General features: G+C 56.4%; 22 protein-coding genes. 6 read left to right on the forward strand and 16 right to left on the reverse strand.

Annotated elements, in window-relative coordinates; all coding sequences use genetic code 11:
- Nucleotides 1-4,941 carry an alpha-2-macroglobulin gene (locus tag RDN66_RS14975; protein ID WP_202217443.1) on the reverse strand — a complete coding sequence of 1,647 codons (4,941 nt, stop codon included), beginning with the start codon at nt 4,939-4,941 and terminating at the stop codon, nt 1-3.
- 202 nt (nt 4,942-5,143) lie between these two features.
- Between RDN66_RS14975 and sseA the strand changes: the two genes are divergently transcribed.
- On the forward strand, nt 5,144-5,989 hold the full coding sequence (gene sseA, locus RDN66_RS14980; RefSeq protein WP_035891380.1) for a 3-mercaptopyruvate sulfurtransferase: 846 nt from the start codon (nt 5,144-5,146) through the stop codon (nt 5,987-5,989).
- Between the two features lie 85 nt (nt 5,990-6,074).
- Here sseA and sseB read toward each other — a convergent pair whose 3' ends face one another.
- From sseB to trmJ, 11 genes are all read right to left on the reverse strand, one after another.
- Nucleotides 6,075-6,851, reverse strand: coding sequence for an enhanced serine sensitivity protein SseB (gene sseB, locus RDN66_RS14985; protein WP_202217442.1), 777 nt, complete (start codon nt 6,849-6,851; stop codon nt 6,075-6,077).
- Between the two features lie 87 nt (nt 6,852-6,938).
- A complete protein-coding gene (gene pepB, locus RDN66_RS14990) occupies nt 6,939-8,222 on the reverse strand; it encodes an aminopeptidase PepB (RefSeq protein ID WP_035891525.1) in 1,284 nt (427 codons plus the stop codon).
- Nucleotides 8,223-8,275: 53 nt separating this feature from the next.
- Nucleotides 8,276-8,476, reverse strand: coding sequence for a Fe-S cluster assembly protein IscX (gene iscX, locus RDN66_RS14995; RefSeq protein WP_035891375.1), 201 nt, complete (start codon nt 8,474-8,476; stop codon nt 8,276-8,278).
- Between the two features lie 9 nt (nt 8,477-8,485).
- On the reverse strand, nt 8,486-8,821 hold the full coding sequence (gene fdx, locus RDN66_RS15000; RefSeq protein WP_035891374.1) for an ISC system 2Fe-2S type ferredoxin: 336 nt from the start codon (nt 8,819-8,821) through the stop codon (nt 8,486-8,488).
- A gap of 1 nt (nt 8,822) precedes the next feature.
- Nucleotides 8,823-10,673 carry a Fe-S protein assembly chaperone HscA gene (hscA, locus tag RDN66_RS15005; RefSeq protein WP_202217440.1) on the reverse strand — a complete coding sequence of 617 codons (1,851 nt, stop codon included), beginning with the start codon at nt 10,671-10,673 and terminating at the stop codon, nt 8,823-8,825.
- Nucleotides 10,674-10,688: 15 nt separating this feature from the next.
- On the reverse strand, nt 10,689-11,204 hold the full coding sequence (gene hscB, locus RDN66_RS15010) for a co-chaperone HscB (protein ID WP_035891370.1): 516 nt from the start codon (nt 11,202-11,204) through the stop codon (nt 10,689-10,691).
- A 78-nt stretch (nt 11,205-11,282) separates the two neighbouring features.
- Nucleotides 11,283-11,606, reverse strand: a complete 324-nt coding sequence (gene iscA / locus RDN66_RS15015; RefSeq protein WP_035891367.1) for an iron-sulfur cluster assembly protein IscA — start codon at nt 11,604-11,606, stop codon at nt 11,283-11,285.
- A gap of 18 nt (nt 11,607-11,624) precedes the next feature.
- The gene (iscU, locus tag RDN66_RS15020) at nt 11,625-12,011 is read right to left on the reverse strand and encodes a Fe-S cluster assembly scaffold IscU (protein WP_005120408.1); all 387 of its coding nucleotides are present in this window, start codon (nt 12,009-12,011) and stop codon (nt 11,625-11,627) included.
- Between the two features lie 25 nt (nt 12,012-12,036).
- Nucleotides 12,037-13,251 carry a cysteine desulfurase gene (gene iscS / locus RDN66_RS15025; RefSeq protein ID WP_035891364.1) on the reverse strand — a complete coding sequence of 405 codons (1,215 nt, stop codon included), beginning with the start codon at nt 13,249-13,251 and terminating at the stop codon, nt 12,037-12,039.
- 164 nt (nt 13,252-13,415) lie between these two features.
- Nucleotides 13,416-13,907 carry a Fe-S cluster assembly transcriptional regulator IscR gene (iscR, locus tag RDN66_RS15030; RefSeq protein WP_035891361.1) on the reverse strand — a complete coding sequence of 164 codons (492 nt, stop codon included), beginning with the start codon at nt 13,905-13,907 and terminating at the stop codon, nt 13,416-13,418.
- A gap of 239 nt (nt 13,908-14,146) precedes the next feature.
- Complete coding sequence (gene trmJ, locus RDN66_RS15035; protein ID WP_035891359.1) at nt 14,147-14,881, reverse strand: tRNA (cytosine(32)/uridine(32)-2'-O)-methyltransferase TrmJ; 735 nt, start codon at nt 14,879-14,881, stop codon at nt 14,147-14,149.
- A gap of 120 nt (nt 14,882-15,001) precedes the next feature.
- Between trmJ and suhB the strand changes: the two genes are divergently transcribed.
- On the forward strand, nt 15,002-15,805 hold the full coding sequence (gene suhB, locus RDN66_RS15040; protein ID WP_035891358.1) for an inositol-1-monophosphatase: 804 nt from the start codon (nt 15,002-15,004) through the stop codon (nt 15,803-15,805).
- A gap of 145 nt (nt 15,806-15,950) precedes the next feature.
- Nucleotides 15,951-16,379, forward strand: a complete 429-nt coding sequence (locus tag RDN66_RS15045; RefSeq protein ID WP_035891357.1) for an OsmC family protein — start codon at nt 15,951-15,953, stop codon at nt 16,377-16,379.
- 67 nt (nt 16,380-16,446) lie between these two features.
- On the opposite strand, the gene RDN66_RS15050 is transcribed toward RDN66_RS15045, so the two are convergent.
- Both RDN66_RS15050 and RDN66_RS15055 read right to left on the reverse strand, forming a co-directional pair.
- The gene (locus RDN66_RS15050) at nt 16,447-17,427 is read right to left on the reverse strand and encodes a nickel/cobalt transporter (RefSeq protein ID WP_308537954.1); all 981 of its coding nucleotides are present in this window, start codon (nt 17,425-17,427) and stop codon (nt 16,447-16,449) included.
- Nucleotides 17,418-18,056 (reverse strand): DUF1007 family protein, encoded by a 639-nt coding sequence (locus tag RDN66_RS15055; protein WP_123650337.1) that lies wholly within the window; start codon nt 18,054-18,056, stop codon nt 17,418-17,420. The genes RDN66_RS15050 and RDN66_RS15055 overlap by 10 nt, the downstream gene beginning before the upstream one ends.
- A gap of 116 nt (nt 18,057-18,172) precedes the next feature.
- Between RDN66_RS15055 and csiE the strand changes: the two genes are divergently transcribed.
- The gene (gene csiE / locus RDN66_RS15060) at nt 18,173-19,450 is read left to right on the forward strand and encodes a stationary phase inducible protein CsiE (RefSeq protein WP_202217438.1); all 1,278 of its coding nucleotides are present in this window, start codon (nt 18,173-18,175) and stop codon (nt 19,448-19,450) included.
- Here csiE and RDN66_RS15065 read toward each other — a convergent pair.
- Entirely contained in the window at nt 19,447-20,583 is a 1,137-nt protein-coding gene (locus RDN66_RS15065; RefSeq protein ID WP_202217437.1) for a 3-phenylpropionate MFS transporter, read from the reverse strand. The genes csiE and RDN66_RS15065 overlap by 4 nt on opposite strands.
- 203 nt (nt 20,584-20,786) lie before the next feature.
- On the opposite strand from RDN66_RS15065, the gene RDN66_RS15070 reads away from it, so the two are divergent.
- On the forward strand, nt 20,787-20,981 hold the full coding sequence (locus RDN66_RS15070) for a ChiQ/YbfN family lipoprotein (protein WP_202217436.1): 195 nt from the start codon (nt 20,787-20,789) through the stop codon (nt 20,979-20,981).
- Between the two features lie 199 nt (nt 20,982-21,180).
- On the forward strand, nt 21,181-21,603 hold the full coding sequence (locus RDN66_RS15075; protein WP_202217435.1) for a DoxX family protein: 423 nt from the start codon (nt 21,181-21,183) through the stop codon (nt 21,601-21,603).
- Between the two features lie 81 nt (nt 21,604-21,684).
- Here the strand turns inward: RDN66_RS15075 and glyA are convergent.
- The coding region (gene glyA, locus RDN66_RS15080; RefSeq protein ID WP_308537955.1) for a serine hydroxymethyltransferase at nt 21,685-22,929 on the reverse strand (1,245 nt) is incomplete at its 5' end.

Here is a 22,929-nt window from a genome sequence, read left to right on the forward strand (position 1 = left end):
CTACGGCACAACGATCAGCATATCGTCCGCCGCCCCAACGGCGCGCCAGCCCGGAACATACATAGACTCAACCTGAGACGGCGGCACGCGGTAGGTGCCCGGCATCACCGCACGAGCGAGGTAGATAAGCGTCACCGGCTGATTGGCGCTCACCGAAACCGCCGCCACAAAGCGATCGTCGCGGAATTCCATATGCTGGATATCTGCCTGCTGCATCTGGTTTAGCCACTCCTGCACCTCAGTGCCGTTGTCCTGCAAATTGGCGCTGCTGTTCGCCAGGTTTTGGTTTTCTAACTCCAGCCCCGCTGGCAGCATATCGACAACCAACGCATCCGGTACGTTCTGGCTGGCGTTAACGTCCAGCTTCACCAGTACCAGTTCACCGCTGCGCAATGATGAGAGCGATTTACGCTGCCCGTCGGTGCCGTAGAACTGCCGCTCGATATGCAGCACGTTGCTGGACGCCGCAGGCGCATTCTCCGGATACCCGGTGCTATCAAGGCGCAGCCACAGCGGCTGTTCACCCTTGTTCGTCACCGTCAAGGTAGAGAGCTGATCACCGTCGAGATTTCGCGTCAGGGCTTTCTCCCCTTGCAGCGGCTGGCTTTCAAACGAGGTTTGCGCCTGCCAGTTGCCCGGCAGGTCAAGTACGCCTTTCGCCGCCAGGAACAGCGCATTGTTCTCCTGGGTCGACAGCCAGCGCTCGCTGAACGCCTGCTCGGAGAGCGTTTGCAGCAGCGTGTTTTGCGCGTCAGGCAGGAGCTTGTTCTCTTCCAGCAGCGAAAGCATCAGCGCGTTATCGCGAAGCGCACTGCCGTAATCCGCCAGCCAGCGCCGCTGATCCTCACGTTTGGTGGTGAGCGAAAGCTGGATAGCCTGTTCGCTGCGCGGTGCATCCCCCATCGCTTTCAGCGCAATCCCTAACTGCATTAGCGGCAGGCCGGAACCCGCCTGAGCGCGACGTTCCCACAGTTCACGCAGCGCGCCAAGCGGCGCTTTTTGCTGCCGTGCCAGCACCAGACCTGCATAGGCCTGAATCGCGAAGCGGCTTGCCGCGTTATCGTCGGTATAACGTACGTTCATCAGCCCCGGCTCCTGCAAATAGCGCAGCATACGGTTATTGCCTTTGTTAATCGCCTCTGCCGGTACGCTATAGCCCTGCTCACCCGCGCGCACCAGGAAGTCCATCGCGTAGGCGGTCAGCCAGTACTCTTCCGGGCCGTCTTTATCCCACAGCGCGAAGCCGCCGTTATCTTTCTGCATTTGCAGCAGACGCGAAATCCCGATATCCACCGCCGCGCGACGTTTGTCGTCGCTTTCACCGACAATGCCCAACGTTTTAAGCTGCGCGGCATTGGTATAAAGCTGCGGGAAGAGGCCGCTGGCGGTCTGCTCCAGGCAGCCGTAAGGATAGGCCTTCAGTTCGCGAATATAGCGGGCCAGATTCAGCGGTGGTTTACCGCTTAATAGCAGCTGTCCCTGTAGCGTAGCCGGTGAGAAGTTCAGGTGCTGGTTTTCCGGAACGTTCCAGCTTTCACCCGGTTGTAGCACCGCGCCGCTATTGACGGTTTGTGCCGGATAGGCCGGACGCACGCCGATTTTCCACTGTTTGTGGAAGTCGGCCAGAGTTTCACCCGGTAGCGTCATCCCCGTCACCGTGACATTGACTTCACCATCACCGTAGCCTTCGCCAGCGCTAACCGGGACAAAAAGCGTATGGCGTACACCAGGCTCCAGCGTAACCGGCTCCGGCTGTGCGCCTTTCAGCTGTAGCAGGCCGCTGGCCGCTAATTGAACGTTGAGCGTCTGCGGTTTGTCCGTCAGGTTGGTTACATCCAGCGTCAGTCGCGCGCTGTCACCACCGGCCATAAAGCGCGGCGTATTCAGCTCAACCACCACCGGCGCGGCAACCACCACTTTAGACTCAGCGCTGCCAAAATCTTCCGCCGTCCAGGCCTGCGCCATCACGCGAAGCTCGCCGTTAAAATCACCAATCGGCATCGTAATGGTGCCTTCGCCGTTTTCATCAAGCGTGACGGGCTGTGCCTGCTGGGCAATAATCGTGACGTGGTTAACCGGCGGTTTACCGCCGCGGTTAAGTTCATCACCATCGCCGCCAAAGCGCAGGCTCGCCAGTCGTCCCTGGCCTTCAATCACCTGCCCGTAGATGTCATAGATATCCGCGCCGTAACGTTTCTGGCCGAAGAACGCCTGCCACGGGTCGGGGGTGGTGTAGTCGGTAATGTTCAGCACGCCGCTATCCACGGCGGAAAGCAGCACGTTCACCTGCTTCGGCGTATCGCCCTCTTTGCGGTTCACCTTCACCTTGACGGTCAGCGGCTGGTTTGGCCGCATTTTTTGCGGACTTTCAAGCGTCACACCCAGCCGACGCTGTTCATCGCCAAGCGGTAGATGCAGCACGCCCACCGCCCGTTTCGGCGTGGCGGAGCGGGATTTATCACCCGGGCGCACCACCAGCGCACTGAGGTAAAGATCGTGACGGTTCCAGCTCTTATCCACCGGAATGGAAAGATCCAGCCCTTCCGCCGGAACGTTGATTTCTTGCCACCACAGCGGGCCGTCGCTGGACTCCACCATGGCATAGCCTTTTCCCGCCGCCGGGGCCGCGACGTGCAGTTTAATGGTATCGCCAGGTCGGTAGTTCGGTTTGTCCAGCTTCAGGGTGACGCTGTCCGGACGCGCCGCGCCGCTGCCGTCGCTGTTGTCCTGCCAGCTATAACCGGCCCAGAAGCGCACGCTGGTCACCGCGTCGTCAGGCGCTTTAACCTCTAACCGATAAGCGCCCCACTCTACCGGGAAGCTGACCTTGCCGGTTTCATCGGCTTTCAGGCTCAGCGACTCTTCGCCCTCGACCAGATCTTTTTGATCAAAACGGGACTGCCAGCCGTCGCTTTCCGACCAGTTCCAGTAGTAGTCGCGGCGTTCGCGGATTAGCCGAACCTGAAGGTCAGAAACGGCCTTTTTTTCACCCTGCGCATTGGTGTAAACGATATCAAACGACGCCTGGCTGTTTTCATCGACGATCGGTTGATTCACCGTGGTGTCGGTGCGGTAGTCATAGACCGCCTTGCTGGCGAACTGCGGACGAATACCCGGCAGTTCAGGCGCGGGCCAGATGGCCTGAGTGGCACGACGGGTTACCGGGCGACCACCGGACTCCAGCAGACTTGCCTGCAGGATGACCTGCAGCGGCGAGTGCGTTTCCTGCCACTGGCTGGCGGTGGTGACCTCACCACGACCTTTGCCGTCCAGCGTCAGGTTCATTTCATCGAGGCTGCGGGAGGTATTTTCTTCAGCAATATCACCAAACTGGAAGCCCGGTAGCGCGGCCACGGCCTCGCGTAGCGGACGTAAAAAGAGCTTACCCTGCAGGCTGTTACCGCTGGCTGGCGCGCCGTAAAGATAGTAACCCACCACGTCAAACTTCACGTCGTCACCCGGTGCTAGCGGTGTGGGCTGCGGCGTCAGGTTCAGCGCCATGCGTTCGGGCATAAAATCTTCAACGTGGAAATCCCACTCGCGCAGTTGGTTATCGCCAGTGTTAGCGCGAATATGCCACATGCCGGTTGCCGCGCTAGCGTCCAGCGGGTAGGTAAACTGATACAGGCCGTTGACCGGCTGGCTCACCACGCTACGAATGACTTGCCCATCCGGTTTCACCACCTCCAGCTTCACCGGCTGTTCTGGCAGCGGCTTGCCGTCACCGTCGCGCAGCAAACCGTTGAGGATCACCGTTTCACCGGGACGATAAAGATCTCGAGGGCCAAACATAAAGAACTGTTTGCTGTAGCCCGGGTCCCCCGCAATATCGAACTCGGCCAGATCCAGCGCCGGAAGTTTCAGGTCGAGTAAAGTGGTTTGCCCCTCTTTTCGCGCCAGCAGCAGCGCGGCGTCTTTATCGGTTTTGAGGGTGGCATGGCCCTGGCTATCGCTGTTGGCCTGAGCCAGCGTTTGCCCTTTGTCGTTAAGCAGCGTCAGCTCAACCGCCGACTGGGCAGCGCCGTTCTCGAGGCTCTGAGTGAAGACATCCAGCTGATTGTGGTAGCGGTGCAGCGATACGCCAACATCGCTTAAGGTAAAGAGCGTAGCGGCATTGCTGTAGCTGTATTGTCCGGCCGGATTCATCACCGCAATATAAACGCCAGACTGCTGCAGCGGCGCGATATCTTTCAGCGGCAGCAGCAATTTCTCCCGCGTGTTGCGCGCCGGGTTCAGGTCAAAACGTCCGGTATAGACGAGGTCCGCCATTTTCAGCAGTTCATCAGATTCCCAATTGCTGAGCGAACTGCGGTACTCCCACTGGCTGACAAACGCCGCTAGCGACTCCGGCTTCACGCGGAAGAAGTTAACGTCGACGTGTGGCACGTTGAGCACCATCACCGGCAGCCCTTCAACCACTTTACCGGGCAACAGAGAGCCACGGCTGGCAAAACCAACGCTTGGCGCAATATCTCGGGTGGTCAGCGTTTTTTCAACGCTGGTACCGAAGGTCGCTTTATTCAGCGCCGCCAGTTCAGGGTCGACGGTCACAATAAGGTCGCGCTTAGGCTCAAGATGGCGTAGGCGCAGCTCTTTCAGGTTGGGTGCTAGCTCCCAGGCGCCGTCAACCTTGCCGCTTTTCTTATCCACAACGTGGACGGTTTTGCTGAAATCCTGATCGGGGTTAAGCGCAATAGAGAAGGTCAACACCAGCGTGGCGGCGCCATCGAGCTGCACTTCAGAGGCATCAAGTAGCGTAAGCGCTTTACCCTGGCTTTGTTGAGCCAGCTTTTCCAACTGTGCAGCATCTGGTTTGGCGGGCGCGGCTTTCTGCGATGCGGAAGCGGCGGGTTTGGCATCCGGCGCTTTCTTGCTATCGTCACATCCGACAAGAAGCGTGGCGGTCAGCATAGCAAGCACGGCTAAACGGAACGGTTTCATCCTTAGAACCTCTGACGTTAAGTCTCTATTTCGTTAATTGACATAGTATTATGCGCAAACGTGACTTTTACCAATAGAACGGTCATTTCCGGACATCCTTTTCAGATTCCCTATCGCCTCAATCACAACCAGGGCGTAGTTAACTTGTCAGCCTAAGGGAAAACGTCGACAATTCCTCTACGTTTGCAAATGGAGGCACCTCATGACCACCTCTTTCTTTGTCGCCGCCGATTGGCTGGCTGAGCACATTAACGACCCGGCAGTTCAAATCATTGATGCCCGGATGGCACCTCCAGGGCAGGAGCACCGGGATATGGCGGGCGAATACCGCGCGGGTCATCTGCCTGGCGCGCTGTTCTTTGATATCGAAGCGCTTTCCGACCATACCACTTCATTGCCGCACATGATGCCGCGTCCTGAAGCCTTCGCTGTTGCCATGCGCGAACTGGGCGTCAACAGCGATAAGCATCTGGTGGTCTATGACGAAGGTAACCTGTTCTCCGCGCCGCGCGCGTGGTGGATGCTGAAAACCTTCGGCGTGGAAAACGTCTCTATTCTGGCAGGCGGCCTCGCGGGCTGGCAGCGCGATGAACTGCTGCTCGAAAAAGGCGATGTTGATGCCGGTGAAGGCGAATTTGAGGTTAAGTTTAACGCCGAGGCCGTTGTACGTCTGACCGATGTGCTGCTGGCAAGCCATGAGCGCTCGGTGCAGATTGTCGATGCACGTCCAGCCGGTCGTTTTAATGCTGAAGTGGATGAACCGCGTCCCGGCCTGCGCCGCGGCCATATTCCCGGTGCGCTGAACGTGCCATGGAACGAGCTCACCTTTAACGGTGAACTGAAAACCACGGACGAGCTGGAAGCGATTTTTGCCCGTCAGGGCGTCGACCTTAGCCAGCCGATTATTACCAGCTGTGGTTCCGGCGTGACGGCGGCGGTAGTGCTGCTGGCACTGAAAACGCTGGATGCAAAAGAGGTGGTGCTGTATGACGGCGCCTGGAGCGAATGGGGCGCGCGCGACGATTTGCCGATTGAGCCTCAGGTGTAAAGCCATCCCGGGGTCGGCGTAAACGCCTCGCCCGGGCTACAATGGTAGGCCGGATAACGCGTTTACGCCGCCATCCGGCATGGTTTCAAATGATTCGGTTCTGCTTAAAATCACGCAGGAAACTGCCCCAGCGTTTTTCATAGAACGGCGTAATATGGGCGAGCATAAAGTGGCTGATGCCCTTCTCGCCTTCTACTACCTGACAGATATCAATCGGCTCGTCACCCGGTAGAGTGTCGGTCGCCACGCTGCCAGCGGCGTGAATAATCTCTTCGATATCCCCTTCCGCTTCAATACCGATCAACAGATTCGGCTGCTCGTCCGCACGCTCTTTAATGGAACAGATAAACGCACGTTTCACCGTTTTCAGGGTTTTAAACAGCGTAGTCAGCGACTCCACCATCTGAGCCGGTGGCTCTGCCACTTCCGAGAGCAGCAGCGCGCTGCCGCCTTCGAGCACTTCCTGCGTGCTGAGCGGATTGCCCTCTTCGCCAATCAGGTGACTGATTTCACGCGGAGTAAACTCTTTGCCGGTCGGCAGCTTTGCGTTCAGGAACAGCGTCTCACCGAGGGTCATTTCAAACAACGTACGTACCGGCATGACCACGAAGGCCTGCTCGGTAGTCACCGCCTCTTTCAGAGCTTCCAGCGAGGTGAAAAACGGGATGGCGGAGGTGCCGTCGTCTTTTTCCCAGTGCTGTAATTCTAAGGCGCTGTCGTCAACGACCTGTTGATCATCGGCGGCGGTGCCGGGAACCCAAACGGTGGATTCCAGTAAGGTGCGGAAAAAGGCCGGACGATGGGCAGGTTCGGTCGCTGCTTGTTCCAGCAGCGTTTCGAGTTCGTTTTTGCTTTCAGACATAAGGCCACAAATTCAATGGTTACTGTAGGGCGGGCAAGCGAAGCGCCCCCGCCAGTATTTTGCCGGATGGCGCCACGCTTATCCGGCCTACGCGGTCAACAGATTCGCGATAGTCCGCACGCCCAGCCCGGTTGCACCCGCCGACCACTGCTCAACGGCCGCTTTACGGTAGGTGGCGGAACAGTCGATGTGCAGCCAACCTTCGTGATAGTTCTCTACGAAGTGGGACAGGAAGCCCGCCGCGGTGCTTGCGCCCGCCGGGTAGGCCGCGCTGCCGGTGTTGTTCAGCTCAGCAAAATTAGACGGCAACTGGTTGCGGTGGAACTCCGCCAGCGGCAGACGCCAGAAGGCTTCATTTTCCGCACTGGCGCTCGCCAGCAGGCGGTTAGCCAGCTTGTCGTCAAAGCTGAACAGCGCGTGGTAATCGTTGCCCAGCGCGGTTTTGGCCGCCCCGGTCAGGGTTGCCGCATCGATGATAAGCTCAGGCTTCTGCGCGCTAGCGTCAATCAGGCCGTCGGCCAGCACCAGGCGACCTTCCGCATCGGTGTTCATCACTTCCACATTTTTACCGTTACGGTAGTGGATGATATCGCCAAGCTTGAAGGCATTACCGCTGATCAGGTTGTCCGCGCAGCACAGGTACAGTTTTACGCGCTTGTTCAGGCCACGAGTAATCGCCAGCGCCAGCGCGCCGGTCACCGTCGCCGCACCGCCCATATCGGACTTCATGGAGTCCATGAACGCACTCTGTTTGATGCTGTAGCCGCCGGAGTCGAAGGTAATCCCTTTACCGACCAGGCAAGCGTAAACCGGTGCTTCTTTATCGCCCGTTGGGTTGTAGTCCAGCGCCAGCAGCACTGGCGGACGTTCGGAACCACGACCCACGGTGTGCAGGCCAGCGTAACCCTGCTCACGCAGATCTTCGCCTTTGGTGATGCGATAAGAGACGTTGTCGCACGCCACACCGCACAGCAGGTCAACCGCACGCTGCGCCAGCTGTTCCGGCCCCAGTTCTTCCGCCGGGGCGTTGATAGTGTCGCGAACCCAATCAATGTAGATAAGACGGTTGTCCAGTTCCTGGCGCTGTGCGTCGTCCAGTTCAGGCCATTCAACCTGACGGGTGCCTTTTGGCCCTTTGTAGCCCGCCCAGAAAGCCCACGCCAGATCAACATTCCAGCCTTCACCAGCCAGCGCAACATGCTTGATGCCCATGCCGTCGATCTTACGCGCCGCGCGCTGGATAAGACCCGCATCGTCGCGGCCGGTCAGGTGCAGGACAATACCTTCATCATTAATGCTATAGGCCGCTTTTTCACCCCAGCGCGCATCGGCTGGCTGAGTAGAAAGGGTAATTTTCATGGCTTCTGTCATTTTTTTTATCCTTATTAGCAAACGGGCCGCCGAATGGCAGCCCGTTATGTGACTTAGTCTGCTTCATCCAACCAGACTAGCAGAATTGCCTCAAGAACTTTTTCATTTGATGCCTGAGGATCGTCATCAAAATCTTCGAGGTCGCAAATCCACTGGTGCATGTCGGTAAAGCGCACCGTTTTCGGATCGGTATCCGGGTAAGCATCGTATAGCGCTTCGCCGATTTCGCGGCTGTCAGTCCACTTAAGTCCCATACTATCCTCTTAGTGCTCGCGCGCGTGGTTAATTGTGTAACGCGGAATTTCGACCACCAGGTCTTCATCCGTTACGCGGGCCTGGCAGCTCAGGCGGCTATCTGGTTCCAGCCCCCAGGCTTTATCCAGCATATCGTCTTCGTCTTCGGTGCTTTCTGGCAGCGAGTCGAAGCCTTCACGCACGATGCAGTGGCAGGTGGTGCAGGCACAGGATTTTTCGCAGGCGTGTTCAATCTCGATACCGCTACGCAGCGCAGCATCCAGAATAGTTTCACCGGTCTCAGCTTCCACAACGATGCCATCCGGACACAGGTCCTGATGTGGCAAAAAAACAATCTTTGGCATATTAAACCTCGTCCACGGATTGGCCTTTCAGCGCGACACGGACGGATTGGTCCATGCGGCGAGCGGCGAATTCCTGGGTTTGTTTGTCAACGTTTTTAATGGCTTGTTCTATGGCGTCAGTGTCATTGCCCTCGGCAACCGCGCTCAGCACGGCGGCAGCCTCGTCAATTTCCTGACGCTCTGCGGCGCTTAACAGCGCGGCATCAGCGGCCAGCGCGCTGTGCAGGCTTTCCAGCACGCGAGCGGCTTCCACTTTCTGCTCTGCCAGCATACGCGCTTTCACGTCCTGCTCGGCATAGCTCATGGAATCCTGAATCATGGTGGCGATTTCGCCATCGGTCAGACCGTAGGACGGCTTCACCTGAATAGACGACTCAACGCCAGTGGATTTTTCCATGGCGGTGACGCTCAGCAGGCCGTCGGCGTCCACCTGGAAGGTCACGCGAATGTGCGCACCGCCAGCCGGTAGCGCCGGGATACCGCGCAGCGCAAAGCGCGCCAGTGAACGGCAGTCCTGCACCAGTTCGCGTTCGCCCTGCATCACGTGGATGGACATCGCGGTCTGGCCGTCTTTAAAGGTGGTGAACTCCTGTGCGCGCGCCACCGGAATGGTGGTGTTACGCGGGATAACCTTCTCTACCAGGCCACCCATGGTTTCGAGGCCGAGAGAGAGCGGGATCACGTCGAGCAGCAGCATTTCGCTGTCCGGCTTGTTACCGACCAGAATATCAGCCTGAACAGCGGCGCCAATGGCGACCACTTTATCCGGGTCGATAGAGGTTAGCGGCGTGCGGCCAAAGAATTCACCTACGCGCTCACGAACCAGCGGTACGCGGGTAGAACCACCGACCATGACCACTTCCAGCACCTCTTCGGCTTCCACGCCCGCATCTTTCAGCGCGCGGCGGCAGGCCAGCAGCGTGCGCTTCACCAGCGCGGAAATCAGGTCGTTAAACTGTTCGCGGGTCACTTCACCTTTCCAGCCTGCAACCTCAACGGTCACGCGGTCGGCATCGCTCAGGGCGATTTTGGCGGCGATGGCGGCGTCAAGAAGCTCGCGCTGTACGCGGTTGTCGCTGCGATCGGCAATGCCCGCCTGTTCGCGGATATGGTCGGCCAGCAGGTGGTCGAAGTCGTCGCCGCCCAGCGCGGAATCGCCGCCGGTGGCCAGCACTTCAAACACGCCGCGGCTCAAGCGCAGAATAGAGATATCGAAGGTGCCGCCGCCCAGATCGTAGACGGCAATCACCCCTTCCTGACCGGAGTCGAGGCCGTAGGCAATCGCCGCGGCGGTCGGTTCGTTCAGCAGACGCAGCACGTGCAGGCCCGCCAGACGCGCGGCGTCTTTGGTGCCCTGACGCTGTGCATCGTCGAAGTAAGCGGGAACGGTAATCACCACGCCATCAAGCTCGCCTTCAAGCGTTTCGGTGGCACGAGCCGCCAGCGCTTTAAGGATATCGGCCGAGACGCGGATCGGGTTCAGTACACCGGCCTTGGTCACCAGCATCGGCAGGCCGTTTTCGCTTGCCTGGAACTGGTACGGCAGGTGTGGGTAACGCGCCTGGATATCCGCCAGCGAGCGGCCCATCATGCGTTTGACGGAACTAATGGTGTTGGCAGGGTCCAGCGCGGCGTTGGTGCGTGCATCGTAGCCGACCACGTGGCCCTGCTCCTGATAGTGCACAACGGAAGGCAGCAGGTGATGCCCCTGATTGTCGGCCAGCGTTTCTGCCTGACCGCTACGCACGGTAGCCACCAGGGAATTGGTGGTGCCTAAGTCAATACCCACCGCCAGACGACGCTGGTGCGGTGCGGCGCTCAGACCCGGCTCACTAATTTGTAATAAGGCCATGTTAAGCTTCCAGAATCAAAAATCGAGCAGCTTTTCTTCGAGTAATTCAGCGCTGCTTTGGAGTTTATCGAGAAAACGCAGTTTGCGTACGGTATCCGCCGCCGCGTCCCACGTCTGCGAATCAAGTTCGGCCACCATCTGCTGCTGGCGTTGGCTGTACATCGATTTGATACGCTTGAGAAGCCCTTCCAGACGGTCAGTGTCTTTCGCCTGTTCAATTTCGTCGAGCTCTTCGCGCAGTTCTAGCTGTTCCATCAGGAACGCGGTGTCGCGCACGGTGTGCTGTTCGGAGGCAAGATCAAAGCCGTGAAGGGAGAGCAGATATTCAGCACGCGTCAGCGGATGACGCAGCGTTTGCCATGCCTGGTTGATGTTCGCAGAACGCTGAACCGCCGCGAGCTGTTCAGCGTCGCTGCCGCTAGCAAAACGGTCGGGGTGGTTCTGACGCTGCAGGTCCTGGAAGCGTGCCGCGAGGGCCTGAGTGTCTACGTGATAATCGGCTGGCAATCCAAAGAGAGTGAAGTAATCCATGACGATCTCAGGGTTAACTATTTAAAACAAACCCCACGCACAGCCGTAAAACTATGGTGGGGTTGGCAGGACTCAAAATCAGACGTTAAAGCTTTCGCCGCAACCGCACTCGTCTTTGACGTTCGGGTTAGTAAATTTAAACCCTTCGTTCAGACCTTCTTTCACGAAGTCGAGCTGCGTGCCGTCAAGAAATTGCAGGCTCTTACCGTCGATGACAACCTTCACGCCTTTGTCTTCGAAAACGGTATCTTCTGCCGCCGGCTCGTCAACAAATTCCAGTACATAGGCCATACCTGAACAACCGGACGTTCTCACGCCAAGACGCAGACCAAACCCTTTACCGCGGTTTGACAAGAAGGTATTGACTCGCGCTGCTGCACTGTCGCTTAAGGTAATCGACATAAAAACCTCAACTCTTAATTATTTTGCTTCACGTTTGCTTTTGTAATCCGCAATGGCGGCTTTAATCGCGTCTTCTGCCAGGATAGAACAGTGAATTTTCACTGGTGGCAGTTCAAGCTCGTCTGCGATATCGGTATTTTTAATGGCCTGTGCTTCGTCCAGGGATTTCCCCTTCACCCACTCGGTCACGAGGGAGCTGGAAGCAATGGCGGAACCGCAGCCGTAGGTCTTGAAACGCGCGTCTTCAATGATACCTTCATTGTTGACTTTAATCTGCAACTTCATCACGTCGCCGCAGGCCGGAGCACCGACCATGCCGCTACCGACGCTCTCGTCGCTGTTGTCGAAAGAACCTACGTTACGTGGGTTCTCGTAGTGATCGATTACTTTTTCGCTGTAAGCCATGATGAATTCTCCTTATCGGTACCGATTAATGATGCGACCATTCAATGCTGTTCAGATCCACGCCCTGCTTGAACATTTCCCACAGTGGAGAAAGGTCGCGCAGACGGCCAATGGAGTTGCGAACCAGATTGATGGTGTAGTCAATCTCTTCTTCGGTAGTGAAACGACCTAAAGAGAAACGAATGGAGCTATGCGCCAGCTCATCGGTCATGCCCAGTGCGCGCAGCACGTAGGATGGCTCAAGGCTTGCGGAAGTACAGGCAGAACCGGAGGAAACCGCCAGGTCTTTCAGCGCCATAATCAGGGATTCACCTTCAACGTAGTTAAAACTCACGTTGAGGATGTTTGGAGCGCCCTGCTCAAGGTCACCGTTCAGGTAGACTTCTTCCATATCCTTCACGCCGTTCCACAGACGGTTACGCAGACCGCGCAGACGGGCCATTTCGGTCTCCATCTCTTCTTTCGCGATACGGTAAGCTTCGCCCATGCCGACGATCTGGTGAACAGGCAGGGTACCGGAACGCATGCCGCGCTCGTGACCGCCGCCGTGCATCTGCGCTTCGATACGGATACGTGGTTTACGACGAACGTACAGCGCGCCGATACCTTTTGGACCGTAGATTTTGTGACCGGAGAAGGACATCAGGTCAACTTTCAGCTGGCTCAGGTCGATAGGCAGTTTGCCCACGCTCTGAGTGGCATCCACGTGATAGATAATGCCGCGCGCACGGCACATTTCGCCGATGGTCGCGATATCCTGCACCACGCCGATTTCGTTGTTCACGTGCATGATGGAGACGAGGATGGTGTCGTCACGCATAGCGGCTTCGAGCTCTTTGAGATCGATAATGCCGTTGCGCTGTGGCGCCAGATAGGTGATTTCGAAACCTTCGCGCTCGAGCTGACGACAGGTGTCCAGCACGGCTTTATGCTCGGTTTTGCTGGTGATGATGTGCTTGCCTTTTTTCTGATAAAAGTTGGCTGCACCTTTAATCGCCAGGTTGTCGGATTCAGTCGCACCGGAGGTGAAGACGATTTCACGCGGGTCGGCACCCACGAGGTCGGCAATCTGGTTACGGGCGATATCTACCGCCTCTTCAGCCTGCCAGCCGAAACGGTGTGAACGAGAGGCCGGGTTACCAAAGGTCCCGTCCAGGGTCAGAAACTGCATCATTTTCTCGGCAACACGCGGGTCCACCGGCGTGGTTGCGGAGTAGTCGAGATAAATCGGTAATTTCATTGCTCTTTAACTCCGTACATCACTCAATGCAAGGAGTCAGGCAACCGGCTGGATGTACGACCGTGTTGACGGGACGCTGTCCCGGCCTGACTCTGAAATCTCATTTTTATCTATAACCAGCCCTGCTACGTGCGCCCGATAAGGCACACGGCAGAGCAGGTGGATTATGCACGTAACTTAACGTCGATTGCGTCTTGTACGCGGGTATTGCGGGAGGTGTCGTGCGAATGTTGGCGACCAGACACATCCAGAACTTCCTGGTTATTGACCAGTTCACCGAGGGTGATGTTGTTCAGGAAGCCAGTCAGACGGTCGCTCAGATCGCGCCAGAGTGCGTGGGTCAAACATTTATCGCCGCCCTGGCAACCACCTTTCCCCTGACAGCGGGTTGCGTCAACGGACTCGTCCACTGCGCTAATCACTTCACCCACTGCGATGTGGTTTGCTTCTTTACCCAGCAGATAACCACCGCCAGGTCCGCGTACGCTGGATACTAAGCCATTTTTACGCAGACGGGAGAACAGCTGCTCCAGATAGGAGAGTGAAATTCCCTGACGTTCAGAAATATCAGCCAACGGCACCGGGCCCGCTTCGGAGTTGAGTGCAACGTCCAGCATCGCGGTTACGGCATAACGCCCTTTAGATGTCAGTCTCATGTCTTACTTAACCTCAAACTCGCCCCTGCCCGGGGTTTTTAATAATATTGTGGGTATTGCATAGCAGGGCCAAGTCTGACATTCCTGACTAAAACAGTCAACTATTTACTTGAGTAATTTAGTCAGGTATTTGGCGTTCCGTGCGGTATTGATTTGCCGGATGGCGCTTCGCTTATCCGGCCTACGGGCCGCACGATTTGTAGGCCGGATAAGCGAAGCGCCATCCGGCATTAACGCGGTTACTTGCCTTTATTCTGCTGCTCGATAGACGCCAGAATTCCACGCAGGATGTTCAGCTCCTGGCTTTCCGGGCGCGCGCGGGTAAACAGACGACGTAAACGGCTCATCACCTGCCCCGGATGGTTTTCACGAATGAAACCGGTAGAGAGCAGCGTCTGCTCCAGGTGACCGTAGAAACGTTCAAGATCGTCCACCAGCGGGTACGGCGTCTCTTCGTGCTCAACCTTCGGTTCATTGCTTTCCTGCGTCGCCAGCCAGGCCATGCGCACTTCATAAGCAATAACCTGCACGGCCATCGCCAGGTTCAGCGAGCTGTATTCCGGATTAGCGGCAATCGCGACGTGGTAATGACATTTCTGCAGTTCATCGTTGGTCAGGCCAACGCGCTCACGACCGAACACCAGCGCGACCGGCGCATGTTCACCTTCTGAGACGCTTTTTAGACCACACTCACGCGGGTCGAGCATCGGCCACGGCAGCGTACGGGAACGCGCGCTGGTACCAACCACCAGGCTACAACCGGCCAACGCTTCATCGAGGGTATCAACGATCTGCGCGTTGCCAATCACATCGCTGGCACCGGCGGCCAGAGCGATGGCCTGGGAGTCCGGTTTCACCAGCGGATTGACCAGCCACAAGTTGGTTAACCCCATGGTTTTCATAGCGCGGGCTACGGAGCCCATATTGCCGGTGTGAGAGGTTTCGACCAGCACGATTCGGATATTTTGCAGCATTGTCATTCTTCGTCTAAAGATTATTCGACCATATTACCATAAACCTGAGACAGAATCCGAATTCGCTGCTATGATATGCGCCGTTTTCCCCGTTCTTTAACATCCAGTGAGAGTAACCTGATGCATCCGATGCTGAACATCGCCGTGCGCGCAGCGCGCAAGGCGGGTAACCTGATTGCCAAAAACTACGAAACACCAGAAGCTGTTGAAGCGAGCCAGAAAGGCAGCAACGATTTCGTGACTAACGTTGATAAAGCCGCTGAAGCGATGATTATCGACACCATTCGCAAATCTTACCCGCAACACACCATCATCACCGAAGAAAGCGGTGAACATGTTGGCGAAGATCTGGATGTTCAATGGGTTATCGATCCACTGGATGGCACCACCAACTTTATCAAACGTCTTCCACACTTCTCCGTTTCCATCGCCGTACGCATCAAAGGCCGTACTGAAGTGGCAGTGGTTTACGATCCAATGCGCAACGAACTGTTCACCGCGACTCGCGGTCAGGGCGCACAGCTTAACGGTTACCGTCTGCGTGGCAGCACTGCCCGCGACCTGGATGGCACCATCATCGCGACCGGTTTCCCATTCAAAGTGAAACAGCACGCCCCTGCCTACATGAACATCCTCGGAAAAATGTTTACCGAATGCGCGGACTTCCGTCGCTCCGGTTCCGCTGCGCTGGATCTGGCCTACGTTGCCGCTGCGCGCGTTGACGGTTTCTTCGAAATCGGTCTGAAACCATGGGACTTCGCCGCTGGCGAACTGATCGCTCGTGAGTCTGGTTCCATCGTTTGTGACTTCACCGGTGGCCACAACTACATGATGACCGGCAACATCGTTGCTGGTAACCCACGCATCGTGAAAGCCATGCTGGCGAACATGCGTGACGAGCTGAGCGAAGCGCTGAAGCGCTAAGTCCGGACATTGCGTCATTAAGAAGAAGCCCCGTTGTGGGCTTCTTTTTTTTTACCCCTCCCCTGCCCCAGAATTATCGCGCTTCCCGTTACGGCCAAATCCGTCGTCTATACTTAATCTTTTGTTAGCCAAAAGGAGAATGAGAATGACAATTCACAAGCATGGTTCAGCGCACTGGTCAGGCGATATCAAACGCGGAAAAGGGACGGTTTCTACCGAAAGCGGCGTTCTTAACCAACAACCTTACGGCTTTAATACCCGCTTTGAAGGCGCAAAAGGCACCAACCCGGAAGAGCTGATTGGCGCCGCACACGCAGCCTGTTTTTCGATGGCGTTATCACTGATGCTGGGCGAAGCGGGTTATACCGCTGATACCATTGATACCACGGCAGACGTCTCGCTGGACAAAACCGATAGCGGATTTGCCATTACCAAAATCGCCCTGCAAAGTAAGGTGAGAGTGCCCGGTATCGATCCGAGACAGTTTGATGGCATCATCCAGAAAGCCAAAGCAGGCTGCCCGGTTTCCCAAGTGTTGAAGGCTGAAATCACGCTGAATTATACGTTGAACTAACGTTAAAGCTGGCCGAATCCTCTCGTGAAAGCATGCTGGTCACCTTATTTTGACCAGCATTTCAGCTTTAGAACGGTCTTAACCCTCTACCGACCGGCACTGCGCTCACCCACATAACCACAGCCGCTGCCACCAGAACCACCCCACCTGCCAGCGCTAGCGTCGTCCAGCCAACCTGCCGCCAGAGTACCGGCGTGCGATTGCCGCTGAGTTTCACCGCAAGGGTGCGAAAAGCGTGAACCAGCAGCGCCAGAGAGGAGATGGTGATAGATGTGCCCGCCGCCATCGCCAGCGCTGAGGCAACGCCCCAGCCGAACACACCAATCACTTTACTAAACAGCAGCACCATAATGGCCCCGGAGCAGGGACGCATTCCCATCGACAGCACGATCACCAGCCTGGCACGCCAGTCTTCATCGCGCTCAAGCTGTTTCGGGTCGAGCATATGCTGATGGCCGCAGCCGCAGTGTTGGTCATGAACGTGGTGCGGCGTAAACGCGGTAAACTTCGGTTTGCGCAGCAGTGCCCGCAGCTTTTTTAGCGCCCGCCAGCACAATAAGAGTCCGAGTACGCCCACGAGCGCATAGCTGCCCTTCTCTAGCCAAAAGCTGCTGAGATGCAGCTGCCTCGCCGGAAGCTGCAACAGCGTCAGAACCACCACCACCAGCCCTATTGCCACCAGCCCCTGTAATAAAGAAGCGGCGAGCGTGAGGCCAAGACTGGATTTTAATTTTGAAGGGTGGGTTGCCAGCCACGTCGTGATAACCACCTTTCCGTGTCCCGGCCCCAGCGCGTGCAGTACGCCGTAGACAAAGCTAAACAACAGTAGCGCCCCACCCGCCTGAGTCGGATTCTCCGCCACCGCTTTTAATAGGCCACTCATCTGCTGGTTAACATCGCGCTGCCAGATAACGCTTTTCATCATGACCTGCGGCCAGGCGTGCCAAAGCCACAGCAGGCCGAAGGCGGCGACGATGAAGAACAACAGCAGCGGCCAGAGTGGAAGCCAGCGGCGCGACGTACGGCGGTTAAAGGAGATTACTGACATGCGATAGTCACCTTCTGAGCAAACTGTTTTCCAAGGTCCATGTCCTCTGGCGGTGCATCCGCTTTGTCGAGCGACTGCGCGTAGGAGAGCATGTCTTCATTCGGTTTTGGCGTATGAACGCTGACCTTGCATGCCCCTTTGAAATCAGGTCCGAACGCGACGTCACCGTCCTTTTCATAGCTCATATCGACATAGTACGTTGGGTCAAAAGTGGAAAAGGTATAGGTCTGTCCCGCCAGCGGCTGCGGCGTTGCCAGCGGTAGCGTAAAGGTCAGCACCGCCTGATGCCCCTGACGAGCCAGGCCGTAAGCGGTTGGCAGATTCTCGAACTTCACCTTTTTCCCGTCGTGCCAGAACTCGGTAAAATAGTGCTGTCCCAGCACGTTTGCCATCACTTCCGCCGCCAGTTTTTTCCAGACCTCATCGCCCGGTTTCGCCTTCCCCGCGTCATAGAGCAAATCCGCCGAGGTGAGCTCATCCATCACCCAGCGCATTTTCATGCCGGTCAGCTTGCCATCGGCCACCACCAGTTGGTTGGTGATGGTAATAAAACTATGCGGATGCGCACCGGCGTTTGCCGATAAAAGCGTAAGAAACATCAGAACCGCGCATTGTTTCACTCTCTTCATCCGTTCCTCAGTGAAAAATTCTGTGACCGTCACCTGCATTCCTTAGCTAAAGCTCATTAGCTACCGTAATCTTTTGTCTATTCTTAAGCTCATAACCTGCTGCTGGATCCCAACAGATGATGACCGTACTCGAACCGCCATCTGTGCTTTCCAGTCCGCAGCGCCGCTGCCAGGCGCTGCTGATGCTCTATCTCCCTGGTCATTCCATCACGGCGGAATACATTGGCATGGTGAATAATGTCGATGTTTCCACCGCCCGGCAAGATGTCATTGAAGCCGGAGAGGAGGTTGAGCGTTACCATCGTCTGGCGATCGCCACTCAGGCGGATGGCTGCTATCGGATTGAAGGCACCACTCTAGACCTGCGCCTGTGCTTGCTGCACTGGCTTCGCCGCGCATTGCGTTTATGCCCCCATTTTGTTACCCAACATTTTACACCGGCACTTAAAACGCAGCTCAAACAGCTGAAAATTCCTCGTACGCTGTACGATGAAACCAACCTGCAGGCGCTGGTAAACCGCTGTGCCCGCAGCCTGCAGCGCGAATTCGAATGTCGCGACGGGCAGTTCCTGCGTCTGTATCTGCAATACTGTCTGCTACAGCACCATCAGGGAGAAAGCCCACGCTTTACTCCGCTACAAAGCGCCTGGACACAGTCGACCGTTGAATACCAGATGGCGGCGGATATTGTCCATCACTGGCAGCGACGCGTTATGCAGACGCCGAACCGTAACGAGCAGCACTTCCTCGCGTTGCTGTTTATGCTGCTGAAGGTGCCCAATCCTCTGTTTGATGGGCGTGAGCAGGATAAGCAACTGCATCTGGCAATTGCCAGGCTGGTCGATCGTTTTCAACATGAAGCGCACTGCCATTTCACCGATGAGCGCGGTCTGCACGATCAACTCTACGTGCATCTGTCGCAGGCGCTGAATCGCTGCGTGTTTGAGATCGGTATCGATCATCATCTACCCGAAGAGATCCACCGCCTGTACCCACGCTTAATTCGCACCACCCGCGCGGCGCTGAGTGACTTTGAAACGCGCTATAGCCTGAATTTTAGCGACGATGAAGCGGCGCTGATTGCGGTAATTTTTGGAGCAGGACTGATGCAGGAAAGCGATCTACAGGAAAAACAGGTGGTACTGCTGACCGGAAATAACCCGGCGCTTGAGCAAGAAATAGAACAGCAGCTTCGCGAACTGACGCTGCTGCCGCTGACCGTGAAATACCTGGCGGTTAATACGTTCCAGAAAGAAGGCGCGCCGAAAAACAGCACGCTGGTTATCTCGCCTTACGCGATTGCCCTGCCTCTGTTTTCACCGCCGCTGATCCACGCCGAGCAACCGCTCAGCGAGCACCAGCAGCAGCATATCTGCAAGATTCTGGAGACCTAGCGGGCGACGGTTTTTGGTCGCAGCACCAGTGCCGGTAGTGCCACCAGCGCCATCACCCAGAACAGCCCCTGATGGAGATGCTGATAAAGGAAGCCGGAGAACATGGTCATCACCGCAATACTGCCGCCCATCGCCACCGCCGAGTAGACCGCCTGCAGGCGAATGACTTCGCTTCCCTGGCGGGCGGCAATATAGCGCATCGCCGCCAGATGACAGACGGTGAAGGTGCCACAATGCAGGATCTGAATCAGAATCAGCCACGGCAGGCTCGTGGTCCAGCCCATCAGCCCCCAGCGGATAACGCCGCAAACCGCCGACAGCAGCAGCAGATCCCGCGCGCTAAAGCGGCGGAAAACTTTTTTGCTCAGCGCAAAAGTGACCACTTCGGCGACCACGCCCAACGACCACAGATAGCCGATGGCCGATGCCGAATATCCTGCCCCTTCCCAGAAGATGGCGCTGAAACCGTAATAGGCCGCGTGAGCCCCCTGAAGCAGACTGACGCAGGCGAGAAAGCGCCAGTTTTGCGTGATTAAGGAGCGCCAGGCTGGCCAACCAACGCTCTCCTGATGGCGTGTTTCGCCGAGCGGCATCACCGAAGGCTTCAGCAGCATCCCCAACAGCATCGACGCGACGCCAAGGCTCAGCATCAACAAAATCACGTGATAATCGAACAGGCTGACCAGCTTACCGGTGAGCGCAGAGCCAATCACAAAGGCAATTGAGCCCCACAGTCGCACCCGGCCATAGTCCATGGTTATCTGTTTTTGCCAGGTATTCGCCAGCGCATCGGTCAATGGCACCAGCGGCGAGAAGAACAGGTTGAAGCCTATCATCACCACCATCAGCCAGGCGACCTTCGTTCCCGCCCAGAACGCGGCGGCGAACAGCAGCGTCATCAGCGCCAGAATGCGCAGTACGCTGATTAAGCGCGAAGGATCGCTCACGCGCGGCGCAATCAGCAGGCTCCCGAGAAAACGGGCAACCAGCCCCGCGCCAAGCAGCAGACCGATGGTTTCGGGCGATGGCCCTGCGCCTTTGAGCCAGACGCTCCAGAAAGGAAGAAAAATACCGTAGCTAAAAAAGTAGGTGAAGTAACTGAGCGCCAGCCAGCGCGTGGAGTGCAAAACCATGGTTCCTCCCGTTGTGGAATCCCTAGTCTAATGACTCACCCCACATTCTGAAGAGAACTACTCCTCACGTTAACGAGATAATTGTGATGGGCGTCACCTTTAGCTATTTTTGCGCCAGTCATCCGTCCGCACAAACGGTTACAGCGCTCGCTTCACCGCGGTGCACACTGTCATCACGGACACCAATAACTCAGGATGGAACCATGAAAATCCTTCTCCCCGCACTCGTTGTATTTTTATTGATGGGCTGTGCCAGCACACCGTCAAAGCCGCAAACGCATAGCAGTAACGAAACCCTTTCATCGCTGGATTATCAGGAGTGCATTCAGGCCGCAATGAGCGGCAACGGCCAGGCGAGCGATGAAAAATGCGGTAAGGTTCTAAAGGCTTCTCGCTGAATCTGTAATAAGAGCGAGCAGAAAAACGACGAACTTCGTATTAGAAATATTCATATAACCGGGCATCAAAGCAGGGTTATGGTCCCGTCAGGCACAATACGTGCGTTCCAGCCATAAGACTGATTTATGTGCGCGCGCTGGCAGGGAACCATATTGTGTATTACGTTTAAATCACACGTACTTACACAATGGAATGACCATGAACGCTCTCCGTTATCTCGACTTCGGCGCTTCGCGCGATCTGTTACTACTGATCGCCCGTATCGCCATCGTGCTGCTGTTTATTCTTTTCGGCTATCCCAAAATGCTTCACTTCGACGGGACGGTACAATATATGGCGGCGTCGGGCGCACCGATGCCTTCCCTCGCCGCCATTATTGCCATTGTGATGGAAGTGCCTGCCGTTATCCTGGTGATTCTGGGCTTCTTTACCCGTCCGCTGGCGGTGCTTTTTATCTTCTACACTCTGGGGACGGCGGTGATTGGCCACCACTTCTGGAACATGACCGGTGATGCGGTGATGCCAAACATGATTAACTTCTACAAGAATGTCAGTATTTCAGGCGCGTTCCTGTTGCTGGCGATTGCCGGGCCGGGGAAAATTTCGTTAGATAGGCGTTGATGGTTTGTCTGATGGCACGATGCTTATCAGGCATAAAAAAAGGCCGCATACGCGGCCTTTTTTGCATCTTACGGTTAGCGATTACGCGTAAACCGGGAAGCGAGCGCAGATATCCAGCACTTTCGCTTTGACGCTTTCGATGACAGATTCATCGTTGATGTTGTCCAGCACATCACACATCCAGCCAGCCAGCTCTTTCACTTCAGCTTCTTTGAAGCCGCGGCGAGTTACCGCTGGGGAACCGATACGGATACCGGAAGTCACGAACGGGCTCTTAGGATCGTTCGGTACGCTGTTTTTGTTAACGGTGATGTTAGCGCGGCCCAGCGCGGCATCAGCTTCTTTACCGGTCAGGTTTTTATCCACCAGGTCCAGCAGGAACAGGTGGTTTTCAGTACCGCCAGAAACCACTTTGTAGCCGCGGTTCAGGAACACTTCCACCATCGCTTTAGCGTTTTTAGCAACCTGCTGCTGGTAAACTTTGAACTCTGGCTCCATCGCTTCTTTCAGCGCAACCGCTTTACCGGCGATCACGTGCATCAGTGGGCCACCCTGCGCGCTTGGGAACACGGCGGAGTTCAGTTTTTTGAACAGCTCTTCGCTGCCGTCTTTCGCCAGGATCAGGCCACCGCGTGGACCCGCCAGGGTTTTGTGAGTGGTCGTGGTCACAACGTGTGCGTGTGGAACCGGGTTCGGGTAAACGCCTGCGGCAATCAGACCGGCAACGTGTGCCATGTCGACGAACAGGTAAGCACCGATGCTGTCTGCGATTTCACGCATTTTTGCCCAGTCTACAACGCCGGAGTAAGCAGAGAAGCCACCGATGATCATTTTCGGTTTGTGGGTCTGAGCCAGCTTAGCCATCTCGTCGTAGTCAATTTTACCGGACTCATCAATACCGTAAGGGATGATGTTGTACAGTTTGCCGGAGAAGTTAACCGGGGAGCCGTGAGTCAGGTGGCCACCCTGCGCCAGGTTCATACCCAGCACGGTATCGCCCGGCTGCAGCAGCGCGGTGTAGACAGCAAAGTTAGCCTGAGAGCCGGAGTGCGGCTGCACGTTAGCGTAGTCTGCGCCAAACAGTTCTTTCGCACGGTCAATCGCCAGCTGTTCAACGATATCAACGTATTCGCAACCGCCGTAGTAGCGTTTGCCTGGGTAACCTTCAGCGTATTTGTTGGTCAGCTGAGAACCCTGCGCCTGCATAACGCGCGGGCTGGTGTAGTTTTCGGAGGCGATCAGTTCGATGTGCTCTTCCTGACGTACTTTTTCCTGCTCCATAGCCTGCCACAGTTCGGCATCATAATCGGCAATGTTCATTTCACG

This window comes from uncultured Kluyvera sp. (assembly GCF_902485085.1).
GTDB classification, from domain to species: domain Bacteria; phylum Pseudomonadota; class Gammaproteobacteria; order Enterobacterales; family Enterobacteriaceae; genus Kluyvera; species Kluyvera ascorbata.

Bases quoted from the DNA above. Each gene is read 5' to 3' on its own strand.
- RDN66_RS14975 (WP_202217443.1), bottom strand. From the start codon at position 4,941: ATGAAACCGTTCCGTTTAGCCGTGCTTGCTATGCTGACCGCCACGCTT.
- sseA (WP_035891380.1), top strand. From the start codon at position 5,144: ATGACCACCTCTTTCTTTGTCGCCGCCGATTGGCTGGCTGAGCACATT.
- sseB (WP_202217442.1), bottom strand. From the start codon at position 6,851: ATGTCTGAAAGCAAAAACGAACTCGAAACGCTGCTGGAACAAGCAGCG.
- pepB (WP_035891525.1), bottom strand. From the start codon at position 8,222: ATGACAGAAGCCATGAAAATTACCCTTTCTACTCAGCCAGCCGATGCG.
- iscX (WP_035891375.1), bottom strand. From the start codon at position 8,476: ATGGGACTTAAGTGGACTGACAGCCGCGAAATCGGCGAAGCGCTATAC.
- fdx (WP_035891374.1), bottom strand. From the start codon at position 8,821: ATGCCAAAGATTGTTTTTTTGCCACATCAGGACCTGTGTCCGGATGGC.
- hscA (WP_202217440.1), bottom strand. From the start codon at position 10,673: ATGGCCTTATTACAAATTAGTGAGCCGGGTCTGAGCGCCGCACCGCAC.
- hscB (WP_035891370.1), bottom strand. From the start codon at position 11,204: ATGGATTACTTCACTCTCTTTGGATTGCCAGCCGATTATCACGTAGAC.
- iscA (WP_035891367.1), bottom strand. From the start codon at position 11,606: ATGTCGATTACCTTAAGCGACAGTGCAGCAGCGCGAGTCAATACCTTC.
- iscU (WP_005120408.1), bottom strand. From the start codon at position 12,011: ATGGCTTACAGCGAAAAAGTAATCGATCACTACGAGAACCCACGTAAC.
- iscS (WP_035891364.1), bottom strand. From the start codon at position 13,251: ATGAAATTACCGATTTATCTCGACTACTCCGCAACCACGCCGGTGGAC.
- iscR (WP_035891361.1), bottom strand. From the start codon at position 13,907: ATGAGACTGACATCTAAAGGGCGTTATGCCGTAACCGCGATGCTGGAC.
- trmJ (WP_035891359.1), bottom strand. From the start codon at position 14,881: ATGCTGCAAAATATCCGAATCGTGCTGGTCGAAACCTCTCACACCGGC.
- suhB (WP_035891358.1), top strand. From the start codon at position 15,002: ATGCATCCGATGCTGAACATCGCCGTGCGCGCAGCGCGCAAGGCGGGT.
- RDN66_RS15045 (WP_035891357.1), top strand. From the start codon at position 15,951: ATGACAATTCACAAGCATGGTTCAGCGCACTGGTCAGGCGATATCAAA.
- RDN66_RS15050 (WP_308537954.1), bottom strand. From the start codon at position 17,427: ATGTCAGTAATCTCCTTTAACCGCCGTACGTCGCGCCGCTGGCTTCCA.
- RDN66_RS15055 (WP_123650337.1), bottom strand. From the start codon at position 18,056: ATGAAGAGAGTGAAACAATGCGCGGTTCTGATGTTTCTTACGCTTTTA.
- csiE (WP_202217438.1), top strand. From the start codon at position 18,173: ATGATGACCGTACTCGAACCGCCATCTGTGCTTTCCAGTCCGCAGCGC.
- RDN66_RS15065 (WP_202217437.1), bottom strand. From the start codon at position 20,583: ATGGTTTTGCACTCCACGCGCTGGCTGGCGCTCAGTTACTTCACCTAC.
- RDN66_RS15070 (WP_202217436.1), top strand. From the start codon at position 20,787: ATGAAAATCCTTCTCCCCGCACTCGTTGTATTTTTATTGATGGGCTGT.
- RDN66_RS15075 (WP_202217435.1), top strand. From the start codon at position 21,181: ATGAACGCTCTCCGTTATCTCGACTTCGGCGCTTCGCGCGATCTGTTA.